Origin of the sequence: Streptomyces sp. NPDC035033, assembly GCF_040636735.1 — a bacterium.
Lineage (GTDB): Bacteria > Actinomycetota > Actinomycetes > Streptomycetales > Streptomycetaceae > Streptomyces.
In genome coordinates, this window is sequence record NZ_JBEZUZ010000144.1 from 1 (window position 1) to 11,259 (window position 11,259).

Annotated in this window: 11 protein-coding genes; 7 read left to right on the forward strand and 4 right to left on the reverse strand. The window is 75.4% G+C overall.

Annotation, left to right across the window (positions count from 1 at the left end):
- The first annotated feature begins 309 nt into the window (after positions 1–309).
- The 3 genes from AB0E83_RS33515 to AB0E83_RS33525 all read left to right on the forward strand — a co-directional run bounded on the left by AB0E83_RS33515 (position 310) and on the right by AB0E83_RS33525 (position 3,909).
- A complete protein-coding gene (locus tag AB0E83_RS33515; RefSeq protein WP_362120283.1) occupies positions 310–1,383 on the forward strand; it encodes a Dyp-type peroxidase in 1,074 nt (357 codons plus the stop codon).
- Positions 1,380–2,207 carry a family 1 encapsulin nanocompartment shell protein gene (locus AB0E83_RS33520; protein WP_362120285.1) on the forward strand — a complete coding sequence of 276 codons (828 nt, stop codon included), beginning with the start codon at positions 1,380–1,382 and terminating at the stop codon, positions 2,205–2,207. The genes AB0E83_RS33515 and AB0E83_RS33520 overlap by 4 nt, the downstream gene beginning before the upstream one ends.
- A 193-nt stretch (positions 2,208–2,400) precedes the next feature.
- On the forward strand, positions 2,401–3,909 hold the full coding sequence (locus tag AB0E83_RS33525; protein ID WP_362120287.1) for an NAD(P)/FAD-dependent oxidoreductase: 1,509 nt from the start codon (positions 2,401–2,403) through the stop codon (positions 3,907–3,909).
- Here AB0E83_RS33525 and AB0E83_RS33530 read toward each other — a convergent pair.
- Positions 3,902–4,786, reverse strand: coding sequence for an NAD(P)-binding domain-containing protein (locus AB0E83_RS33530; RefSeq protein WP_362120289.1), 885 nt, complete (start codon positions 4,784–4,786; stop codon positions 3,902–3,904). The two genes, AB0E83_RS33525 and AB0E83_RS33530, sit on opposite strands and share 8 nt — an antisense overlap.
- 126 nt (positions 4,787–4,912) lie before the next feature.
- Here AB0E83_RS33530 and AB0E83_RS33535 point away from each other — a divergent pair, with 126 nt between their 5' ends.
- A complete protein-coding gene (locus tag AB0E83_RS33535; protein ID WP_362120291.1) occupies positions 4,913–5,905 on the forward strand; it encodes a helix-turn-helix domain-containing protein in 993 nt (330 codons plus the stop codon).
- A 172-nt stretch (positions 5,906–6,077) separates the two neighbouring features.
- On the opposite strand, the gene AB0E83_RS33540 is transcribed toward AB0E83_RS33535, so the two are convergent.
- Positions 6,078–6,968, reverse strand: coding sequence for a LysR family transcriptional regulator (locus AB0E83_RS33540; protein ID WP_362120292.1), 891 nt, complete (start codon positions 6,966–6,968; stop codon positions 6,078–6,080).
- Positions 6,969–7,090: 122 nt separating this feature from the next.
- Here AB0E83_RS33540 and AB0E83_RS33545 point away from each other — a divergent pair, with 122 nt between their 5' ends.
- Positions 7,091–7,456: a nuclear transport factor 2 family protein gene (locus AB0E83_RS33545; protein WP_362120294.1), complete on the forward strand. Its 366-nt coding sequence runs from the start codon at positions 7,091–7,093 to the stop codon at positions 7,454–7,456.
- Between the two features lie 85 nt (positions 7,457–7,541).
- Here the strand turns inward: AB0E83_RS33545 and AB0E83_RS33550 are convergent, their stop codons facing one another.
- On the reverse strand, positions 7,542–8,399 hold the full coding sequence (locus AB0E83_RS33550) for a hypothetical protein (protein WP_362120302.1): 858 nt from the start codon (positions 8,397–8,399) through the stop codon (positions 7,542–7,544).
- Positions 8,396–8,872, reverse strand: coding sequence for a GreA/GreB family elongation factor (locus AB0E83_RS33555; RefSeq protein ID WP_362120296.1), 477 nt, complete (start codon positions 8,870–8,872; stop codon positions 8,396–8,398). The genes AB0E83_RS33550 and AB0E83_RS33555 overlap by 4 nt, the downstream gene beginning before the upstream one ends.
- A 475-nt stretch (positions 8,873–9,347) precedes the next feature.
- Between AB0E83_RS33555 and AB0E83_RS33560 the strand changes: the two genes are divergently transcribed.
- Together AB0E83_RS33560 and AB0E83_RS33565 are read left to right on the forward strand one after the other, a co-directional pair.
- Entirely contained in the window at positions 9,348–10,244 is an 897-nt protein-coding gene (locus AB0E83_RS33560) for an oxygenase MpaB family protein (RefSeq protein ID WP_362120298.1), read from the forward strand.
- Positions 10,226–11,259, forward strand: a 1,034-nt coding sequence (locus AB0E83_RS33565) for a serine/threonine-protein kinase (RefSeq protein WP_362120300.1), incomplete at its 3' end; no start/stop codon positions are given. The genes AB0E83_RS33560 and AB0E83_RS33565, both read left to right, overlap by 19 nt.

Below are 11,259 nucleotides of genomic sequence, written 5' to 3' on the forward strand. Positions count from 1 at the left end.
CGACCCGGATGAAGGCGATGCACCTGCGGATGCGGACCGTGTCCGTGGTGGGCGGGGCGCTGGTGCCCGTGTTCGTGACCCCGGGCCGCCGCCGTTCGGCGGTGCGGGCCCCGGCCGTCGTCCTTCGGCCGTGTGCGGCCCGGGTCGTGGTCCTTCGTGCGGGCCCCGGCTCGTCGTCCTTCGGCCGTACGGGGCCCGGACGCCGGGCTGCGGGACGGTCCGGGGGTGGATACGCTGGCGCCGATTTGTCACGTAGAGACCCTTTTTCTCTGGCGTACGCCGTCCCCTCTCGCGCTCGACGGGAGTCGCATGGTCACCCCCCAGCCCGCCCCCCAACTCGTCCTCGGCCCGCCCGCCAAGGCCGCCCTCTTCCTCGTCCTCACCGTCGTGCCCGGCCGCGAGGGCGACGTGCGCGAAGTGCTCCGGGAGCTGTCCGCGCTGAGCCGTTCCGTCGCCTTCCGCGCCCGCGACGACGCCCTCGCCTGCGTCGCCGGCCTCTCCTCCGACGCCTGGGACCGGCTCGCCGGCGGCCCCCGCCCCCGCGACCTGCACCCCTTCGTCCCCCTCCACGGCCCCCGGCACCGGGCCCCGGCCACCCCCGGCGACCTGCTGCTCCACCTGCGGGCCCGGCGCGCCGACCTCTGCTTCGAACTCGCCCGGGTCGTCCTCGACCGCTTCGGGGACGCCGTCACCGTCGTCGACGAGGTGCACGGCTTCACCTACTTCGACGACCGCGACCTCCTCGGCTTCGTCGACGGCAGCGAGAACCCCACCGGCCCCGCCGCCGACGCCGCCGTCCTCGTCGCCGACGAGGACCCCGGCTTCCGCGGCGGCAGCTACGTCATCGTGCAGAAGTACCTCCACGACCTGACCGCCTGGCAGGCGCTCAGCACCGAGGAGCAGGAGCGGGTCATCGGCCGTTCCAAGGCCGACAACGTCGAGATCCCCGACGACGTCAAGCCGTCCGACTCGCACGTCGCCCTCACCACCGTCGAGGACGAGGACGGCGAGGAGCAGCGGATCGTCCGCCAGAACATGCCGTTCGGACGGCTCGGCACCGGCGAGTTCGGCACGTACTTCATCGGGTACGCCCGCACCCCGGCCGTCACCGAACGGATGCTCCGCAACATGTTCCTCGGCGACCCGCCGGGCAACACCGACCGCATCCTCGACTTCTCCACCGCCGTCACCGGCGGCCTCTTCTTCGTGCCGAGCGCCGACCTCCTCGACGACCTCCCCGCCCCGGGAGCCGCGGAAGAAGCCTCCCCGGAACCCCTTCCGGAACCCCTCCCGGACCCTCTCCCGAAGACCCTTCCCGCCGAAGCCGTGCGTCCGGGGGACTCCCTGGGCATCGGCGGCCTGAAAGGAGCACCGGTGCCATGACCAGCCTCCCCGGCACGCCCGCCCCCACCAGCAACCTGCACCGCGAACTCGCCCCCGTCACCCCCGCCGCCTGGGCCGAGATCGAGGAGGAGGCCCGCCGCACCTTCCGCCGCAACGTCGCCGGCCGCCGCGTGGTGGACGTGCCCGACCCCGGCGGCGCCACCCTCGCCGCCGTCGGCACCGGCCACCTCACCGAACTCGCCCCGCCCGCCGCCGGGGTGAACGCCCGGCTGCGCGAGGCCCGCCCGCTGGTCGAGCTCCGGGTCCCCTTCACCGTCGCCCGCTCCGCCGTCGACGACGTCGAACGCGGCGCCAAGGACTCCGACTGGCAGCCCGTCAAGGACGCCGCCCGCGCGCTCGCCCTCGCCGAGGACCGCACCGTCTTCGACGGCTACGAGGCGGCCGGCGTCCCGGGTCTGCGCGCCTCCTCCTCCAACCCGGTCGTCGCGCTGCCCGCCGAACCCCGGGACTACCCGGACGCCGTCAGCCGCGCCCTCACCTCCCTGCGGCTGGCCGGTGTCGACGGCCCGTACGCCCTCCTCCTCGGCGCCGAGGAGTACCGGGCCGTCAGCGAGACCTCCGACCACGGCTACCCGATCGCCGCCCACCTCGCCCGGATGCTCGACGGCCCGCCGATCTGGGCCCCCGCCCTCACCGGCGGCCTCGTCCTCTCCACCCGCGGCGGGGACTTCGAACTCCGCCTCGGCCAGGACGTCTCCATCGGCTACGCCCGGCACGACGCCGACACCGTCGAGCTGTACCTCCACGAGACGCTGACGTTCTTCACGTACACGGACGAGGCCGTGGTCAGCCTGGAGGGCTGACGCCGCGCCCGCCCGGCCCCGGCGGTACGCGGTCCCCCGCCGATGACGGTCCCGGCGCCCTCGGCGCGGCCGCCGGGACCGTCATCGACGCCCCCTCACCGGCCGCGGGGGCCGCCCGCGCCCTCGCCGGCTGACACGCCCGCCGGCGGCCCCGGTGCGGGCCTGCCGGGGGCCGCCCGGCAGACTCGGCGTCATGAGCAGCACGCCCCCGCGCCGTCCCGCCGGATCCACCCCCACCGCCGTCGTCGTCGGCGCGGGCCCCAACGGGCTCGCCGCCGCCGCCCTCCTCGCGGAGACCGGCCTCGACGTCACGGTTTTGGAGGCCGCCGACACGATCGGCGGCGGCACCCGCACGGACGAGGCGATCCTGCCCGGACTGCTCCACGACCACTGCTCGGCCGTCCACCCCCTCGCGGTCGCCTCGCCCGCCCTCCGCCACCTCCGCCTCGACCGGTACGGGCTGTCCTGGCGGCTCCCCGAGATCGACTGCGCCCACCCCCTCGACGACGGCACCGCCGCCGCCCTGTACCGCTCCGTCACCGGGACCGCCGCCGGCCTCGGCGCCGACGGCGCCCGCTACCGGGCGCTGCTCGCCCCCTCCGTACGCCGCTGGGAGGCGCTCGCCGGGGACGTCATGGGCCCGCTCCTCCGCCTGCCCGACCACCCGCTGCTGCTGGCCCGCTTCGGGCTGCCCACCGCGCTGCCGGCCGCCGCCCTCGCCCGCCTCTTCCGCACGCCGGGCGCCCGCGCGCTGTGGGCGGGCGTCGCGGCCCACGCGTACCGCCCGCTGACCGAGCCGTTCAGCTCGGCCATCGGGCTCGGCATCCTGACCGCCGGCCACGCGGCCGGCTGGGCCGTCGCCGAGGGCGGCTCCCGGGCGATCACCGACGCCCTCGCGGCCGTCCTCCGCGCCCACGGCGGGCGGATCGAGACGGGCGTCAGGGTCACCGACCGCGCCCAGCTGCCGCCCGCCGACATCACCCTCCTCGACCTCGACCCCGCCCAGGTCGCCGGCGTCTACGGCGATCTGCTGCCGGCCCGGACGGCCGCCGCGTACCGCCGCTTCCGGCGCGGCCCCGGCGCCTTCAAGGTCGACCTCGCCGTCGAGGGCGGCGTGCCCTGGCGCGCGGAGGCCGCGCGCCGCGCCGGGACCGTCCACCTCGGCGGTCCGCTCGCCGAGGTGGTCCGCGCCGAACGGGAGGTGACGGACGGCCGGATGCCGGAGCGCCCCTTCGTCCTGGTCGGCCAGCAGTACCTCGCCGACCCCTCCCGTTCGGCCGGCGACGTCCACCCCGTCTGGACGTACGCGCACGTGCCCCACGGCTACGACGGCGACGCGACCGGCGCGATCCTCGCTCAGCTCGAACGCTTCGCCCCCGGCGTCCGCGACCGGATCGTCGGCATGCGCGTCACCCGCCCCGCCGACTTCGCCGCGGCCAACCCGAACTTCGCCGGCGGCGACATCCTCACCGGCGCCAAGACCGTCCCCCAGCTCGTCCTCGGCGCCCGCCCCGCCCTCGACCCGTACGCCACCGGCCTCCCCGGCGTCTACCTCTGCTCGGCCGCCACCCCGCCCGGCCCCGGCGCCCACGGCATGTCCGGCGCCGGCGCGGCGGCGGCGGCCCTCCGCCACCTGGGCCTCCGCCCGTCCTGGCGCCGGCCCACCGGCTTCCGGGCCCGCGGCCGGGCCGCGGTCACGTGACGGTCCCGGGCTTCCTCAGGACCTCGATCACCCCGGCGTAGCTGTCGGAGCCGTGCCCTGCCGCTCTGGCCCGTTCCATGACGGACTTCAGGAGTTCCGGCAGGGCGTTGTCGACGCCGCGGGCCGCCGCGGCGTGGAGGAGGTGGTCGACGGCCGCGATCTGCACGTCGATGGTGGCGTCGTCGCCCGGGTAGCGGCCGGCGTCCACCTGGGGCGCGTAGGTGGTCAGGAAGCCGGACACGGTGCTCAGCCATCGGATCGCGACGGGAGTGAAGGCCGTGGCCGGCGTCTTCTCCGCGCCGACCAGCGCGGTTCCGTGCAGCCAGCCGGTCATGGTGGACCACATCAGGCCGAGCAGCGCGGCGTCGTAGAGCGAGGCCAGGCCCGGGTCGGTGCCCAGGTACAGGGGGTCGCCCATGGCCTCCAGGGTCGGACGATGCGCTTCGAAGGCGGTGCGGGAACCGCTGTAGAGGAACATCGTCCCGGGGCTGCCGACCCCCGGCGGGGTGGTCATGATCGCGCCGTCGAGGTAGTCGGCGGCGTGCGACCGGGCCCAGGCTGCGGCCTCGTCGGCCTGCTCGGGGGAACCGGAGGAGAGGTTGACGAGGACCTTGCCCGCGAGGGAGCCGGCGACGGGGTCGAGGACGGTGCGCAGCGCCTCGTGGTCCAGTACGCAGGCGATGATCAGAGGGCTCGCCGCGATCGCCTCCTCGACATCGGCGGCCGGCCGGGCACCCCGGTCGGCCAGCGCCCGGGCCTTGTCCGCCGAGCGGTTCCACACGGTGGTCTCGTGGCCCCGCTCCAGCAGCACGGCGGCCAGCGCCGAGCCCATCGAGCCCAATCCGATGACGGTCACTGCCGGGTGGTCAGAACGCATGCGGCGCCTCCTTGTTCGTCCGCCTGTGGCGGCCGGTCACGTGAGACCAAGATCGCAGCGCACGGCGGCCGCCGACAGTGACGCCATTGACGACGTCCGCCAAATTCCTGCCATACCCTGCGAGGCATGAGCCCTGGTTCCGTCGCCCTGGTCGTGCCCGACGACATCGGATTCCCGTCGTGGGACCTGTACGAACTGAGCATCCCCTGCACCGTCTTCGGGAAGCCGCAGCCCGACCTGGCCGACCCCTGGTACGACCTGCGGCTGTGCGGTACGGGCAAGATCCGGCAGGACGGCTCTCCGACCGAGACCGGCCTGTCGCTGCGGACGCGCCACGGGCTCGACGACCTCGCCGGCGCCGACACCGTCATCGTGGCCTCGGTGCCCGACCCGTGCGTCGACGAGGGCAGGCCGCTGCCGCCGGAACTGATCACGGCCCTGCGCCGCGCCCACGACGCGGGCGCCCGCATGGTCTCCCTGTGCACCGGCGCCTTCGCGCTCGCCGAGGCGGGGCTGCTCGACGGACGGCGCGCCACCGCCCACTGGATGCACACGGCCCAACTGGCCGAGCGCTACCCGAGGGTGAGGGTCGACGACTCGGTGCTGTACGTGGACGACGGCGACGTCCTCACCAGCGCCGGGCTCACCGCCGGACTCGACCTCTGCCTCCACCTGGTGCGCCGTGACCTCGGCGCGCACATCGCCAACCAGCTGGCCCGCCGGATGGTGGTGCCCGCGCACCGACCGGGCGGCCAGGCGCAGTTCGTCGACCTGTCCGTGCCCACCGCCGACGACAGGAGCCTGGGACCCGTACTGGACTGGGCCCGTGCGCACCTGGACCGGCCCTTGACGGTCGAGGACCTGGCGCGCCGCGCCGCGATGAGCACGCGGACCTTCCACCGGAGACTCCGGGCGGCCACCGGGACGACGCCCCTCCAGTGGCTCCTCAACCAGCGTCTGGCACGGGCGCAGAGCCTGCTGGAATCGACGGATCTGCCCGTCGAGAAGGTCGGGGAGCTGAGCGGCCTCGGCACGGCGAACAACCTCCGCCACCACTTCCTCAAGCAGGTCGGCGTCTCGCCGAGCGATTACCGACGGGCCTTCCCCCGGGCGGAATGACGCTCGGCCGACCGCGGCCGGCGCCGGGTTCCTCCGGACGCGGCTCCACCCCCTGGCGGAAGCCCTCCCCGTCCGTCCCTCCGCCGGGCGGCGGGCCCGGCGGAGAGCCGCTTCCGGACGGCCTCCGGCCCGCCCCTTTCCGGAGGGCGCCGGAGTCGCCGGCCCGGGCCCGTCACGGTGCGGCGGGCGGGCCGAACGCCCGTCGGGCGTGGGGGAGGAGGGCGCGCACCGCCGGGTTGGGGGCGGGGCGCCAGACCAGGGCCAGGAGGGCCGGGACGTCCGCGTCGGTGAGGGGGAGGGCGGTGAGGCGGTCGGTGTGGGCCGAGGCCATGGACTCGCTGAGGACGGCGACGCCGAGTCCGCGGGCGGCGAGGTCGGCGATGGCGTCCGCGGCGCCGGCCTCCAGGGCGATCGACGGGGTGAGGCCCCGCGCGGCGCACGCCCGGTCGAGGACCGCGCGGAGGCCCGTACCGGGCGGCATGCAGACGAGCGGATGGCGCACCAGGTCCCGGAGGGCGAGGCCCTTCCGGCGGGCCAGGGGGTGTCCGGGCGGGACGACCGCGACGAGCCGTTCGCTGATGATCGTCAGCGCGTCCAGACCGTCGGGGGTCGAGGCGGCGGCCCCGATGAGCGCCAGGTCGACGGCGCCGCTCCGCACGCCCTCGACGAGCCGGTCGGAGTTGTCCTCCTGGAGCAGGATCTCCACCCCGGGATGGGCCTCGTGGAAGGCGGCGAGGGCGTCGAACAGCGGGGTGAGCGTGCAGCCGACGACCATGCCGACGGTCAGCCGTCCCCGCACCAGCCCCGTCACCTCGTCCACCGCCCGGCCCACCGCCCCGGCCGCGGCGAGCGCCGCGCGGGCGTGCGCGAGCGCGGCCTCCCCGGCGGCGGTCAGGGTGACGGTACGGGCCGACCGGTCGAACAGCTCGGCCCCCAGCTCGTGTTCGAGCCGCCGGACCTGCGCGCTGACGCCGGACTGGCTGATGTGCACCCGTTCGGCGGCGCGGGTGAAGTTCCGCTCCTCGGCGACCGCGACGAAGTACTCCAGCTGCCTCAATTCCATGACTGTCAATTCTAGTACTCAGCAGAAGCATCTGTTGGACTTCTGATCGCCGGGTGGCGAGGCTGGAGGCACCGAAACAGGAAGGCCGGGAGCGGGAAGCCGGCAGCCACTCAGGAGGAACCGTGCAGGAGTACGAGAAGGCCATGCGCCCCGAGGGCATCACCCGCCTCTTCGTCGAGCGGTCCAACGCCGGCGACGCGGCCGGGGTCGCCGCCCTCTACGCCGAGGACGCCGTGCTGGCCTACCCGCCCGGCGAACTGACGGTGGGACGGGAGGCGATCCGCGTCCTGTGGGAGAAGGTGCTCGCCCACCGGCCCCGCTTCGAGCCGGAGGAGCCGCTGCCCACGCTGGTGAACGGCGACATCGCCCTCACCTCCACCCCGCCGAAGGACGGCTCCGGCGCCCGCGCCCAGGTCGTCCGGCGCCAGGCCGACGGGAGCTGGCTGCGGGTGCTCGACCAGCCCGAGTTCGTGCCGCCCACCCGCTGAGGCGCACGCCCGCCGGGACGGACGCCCGCCGGGACGGACGCCCGCCGGGACGGACGGCCGTCGGGACGGACGCCCGCGCGCGTGGTCACGTACGCCACCAGGGCTCGCGGACGTAACGGCTCTCCGTGGCGCGGCACCCCAGGCCGTTGGAGATCTCCTCCGCGTCCAGGTTCCAGCCGACCACCCCGTTGCCCTTCCGGCTCAGCTCGATCAGCCGGGCGTCGGCGGTGCGGGTCCCGTCGGTGACCCGGCACTCCACGATCGAGGTCCACGCCTGCCCGTCGAGCGCCGAGGCGAAGAACAGGAACGGCAGCACGACGGCGGTCAGGAACAGGGCCACGACCTGCTCCGCGCCCGCCGCGCGGCGCAGCCACGGCGGCGGGCGGTACTCCGGATCGTGCGAGGCGCCGTGCGAGCGGTGCGGACGGCGCCTCCCGGTCCGGTACTCCACCACCACGCCCTCGCGGAGCGCGTACGCGGCGAGGACGGTGGCCAGCCCCCACCACGGCCCGAAGAGACAGGCGACGATGACGCCGACCGCGAGCGGGTTCACGAGGGTCAGCGCCGCGCGGCGCAGGACGGCCGCCGGGCCCCGGCCGGAGGGCACGGCGCCGCGCGCCGCGAAGGCGGCGAAGACGACCCGGGAGGCGACCACGGCGAGCGCCGAACCCAGCGGCGGATCGGTGATCACCATGCCGAGCAGCACGTCCGGCCAGTTCGCCGGCTCCATGCCCACGAACACGTCCCGCACCGCGTCCCCGCCGCCCACCGTGTACGCGACCTTGGCCACGGGCACGGCGAGCGCGAGCGCCAGCAGCACGGTGTGCCCCGGCCCGCCCTTGAGGTCCGCCCGCCGCTCCTCCTCCGGGCCCCGGCCGGACGGGTGCCGGTCGGCGGGCCCCTGGCCGGAGCCCGCGCCGGCGGAGTCGGCGGCCCCGGTCAGGAGCCGCCGCCCGGCGCGCCCACCGAGACGATGACGGCGGCGGTCCGGCCCAGGGGCGTCGCGTACGCCACGCTGTCCCCGGCCGTGTGCCCCAGCAGGGCCCGGCCGAGCGGGCTGTCGGCGGTCACCAGGTCCGGATCGTCCGCGTCCGCGAGTTCGCCGATGTGCACGGTCGACTCCGAACCGTCCTCGAACCGCACGCTCACCGTGCTGCCCACGCCGACCTCGTCCGTCGACGGCGCGCCCGCGGCCGAGGCCTCCCGCAGCCGGCCCTCGATCTCCTCGATCCGCGCGTCCAGCCGGTCCGCCTCCGTGGCCCGCTGCAACTCGTCGGCCTGATCGGCCTGGTCACCCGGCTCGCCGGCGTCGCCGAGCGTGGCGGTCACCCGGTCCCGCTCGGCGCGCAGCTCGGACAGTTCACGGTGCAGCGCCGCGCGGGCGGTCTCGCTGAGGGGCTCGGGTCCAGCGGTCATGACGGCTCCCGTCGTGCGGTGGCAGGGACGAAGAACGACGCCTCCATTCCGACATCACCGCGAAATCGCGTCAAATCGCACGGAGCGCCGGTGCGAGCCCGGAGGCCCGGAAAAACCGGCGGCGCCCGCCGCGCGCGGGGCGTCGGCGCGCCCGCGATGATCACTCACTCCTCACGCCGATGGGGGCCTCACCACACACGGCGCGCACTGATGGACACGCCCGTGCGGGAGCACCCCCGCCGAAGGCCCCTTCCCCGGGGGCGCCGGTGTCGCCGCCCTCTCCAACGCCCCGGATCCGGGATCCTGGATCCGATATCCATGATCCGGGATTCTGGATCCGGCATTTCGGATCCAACATCCAGGCTCCACCATCCCGGATCCACCATCCAGGATCCAAGACCTCGGATCCTGGATGCCGGATCCGTCTTTCCGACGAGCAGGGTCCCGTCCGCCCCGCCGCGCGTAGCCTGAACCCATGAGGCAGGACGCCGACCCCGGGCTCTTCGGGCCCCGCTCCGTGACCTGGCAGCTGCACGGCGATCCGGTGATGTGGATCGCCGGGGTGCGGGCCCTGTACCTCCAGGCCCTGCACCCCGTCGCCGTACGCGGAGTCATGATCAACAGCAGCTTCCGGGAGGACCCCTGGGGGCGGCTCATGCGGACGGCGAGCTTCGTGGGAACGCTCAGCTACGGGACGACGGAGGCCGCCGAGGCGGCGGGCGCCCGGGTGCGGAAGATCCACCGGCTGCTCGGGGTGGACGACCCCGCGCTGCTGCTCTGGGTGCACTGCGCCGAGATCGACTCGTACGTCTCCGTCGCCCGCCGCTCCGGACTGCCGCTGACCGGGAGGACGGCCGACCGGTACGTGGACGAACAGCGCACCTCCGCGCGGCTCGTGGGGCTCGACCCCGCGACCGTGCCCGCCACGGTGGCCGGGCTCGCCGGGTACTTCGACTCCGTGCGCGGCGAACTCGCCGCGGGCGAGGACGCGCGCGCCGTGCTCGACTTCCTGCGCAGGCCGCCGGTCCCGCCGGCGCTGCTCGCCGGGCGGGCGCTCGTCTGGCGGCGGATCAGCTCGCTCGCGTACGACACCCTGCCGGAGTGGGCCCACGCCCTCTACGGCCGGCCCGTACCGCCCGCCGCCACCGTCACCCGGCGCCTCACCGCCACCGCCGGCCTGCTGCGCCGCGTCCCCGCCGGGCTCCGCTGGCGGCTCCCGCCCCGGCACATCCTCCGCGCCATGGACCGCCTCGGCCCGGACACCCGACCCGACCCGTACACACTGTCCGACCGGGCGGCCATACTGGACGGGCCGGAGAGCGTGCACGAAGACGACGGGGGCGACGGCACACGATGGGGGACATCAGACTGATCCAGGGGCGCTACCGCCTGCACGAGGTCATCGGCCGCGGCGGCATGGGCGAGGTGTGGCGCGCCACCGACGAGGCGCTGGGCCGGGGGGTCGCGGTCAAGTGCCTCAAGCCGCTCGGCCCGCACCAGGACGCGGGCGTGCAGACCGTGGTCCGGGAGCGGTTCCGCCGCGAGGCCAGGGTCGCGGCGGCGCTCCAGCACCGGGGCATCACCGTCGTCCACGACTTCGGCGAGTACGAGGGCGTGCTCTTCCTCGTCATGGAGCTCCTGGAGGGCCAGAACCTCAGCCAGCTCCTCGCCGCCAACGCCAGGAACCCGCTGCCGGTCCACGAGGTCGTCGACATCGCCGACCAGGTCGCCGACGCCCTGGAGTACACCCACCGCATGGGGATCGTGCACCGCGACCTCAAGCCCGCCAACATCATGCGGCTGCGCGACGGCACCGTGAAGATCTGCGACTTCGGGATAGCGCGCCTCGGCGCCGACATGGGGTTCACCTCACGTCTCACCGGCACCGGCATCGCCATGGGCACCCCCCACTACATGTCCCCGGAGCAGATCGGCGGCGGCGACATCGACCACCGCAGCGACCTGTACTCGCTCGGCTGCGTCCTGTACGAACTCGCCACCGGTGCCCCGCCGTTCGACCTCGACGACTCCTGGGCCGTGCTCGTCGGCCACCGGGACACCGTGCCGCGTCCGCCGCGCGCCCACCGCTCCGAGCTGCCCGACTACTTCGACCGGCTCGTCGTCGACCTGCTCGCCAAGGTGCCCGACCAGCGTCCGCGGGACGCCTCCGACCTGCGCCGCCGCATCGTGGACGGCCGCACGATCGGCGGCGGGACGCACCACCCGCCGCCGCTCCCGCCCGGCCCGCCACACCCCGCCGACGGAACCGGCACCCTCCCCGCCCCGGAACCGGACGGCACGCCCGCGTGGGCCCGGGGCGTCACCGGCGGGCCCCGCCCCGCCGCGCCCGGCACGCCCCGCGCCGCCGGCCACGACCCGGCCGCGGG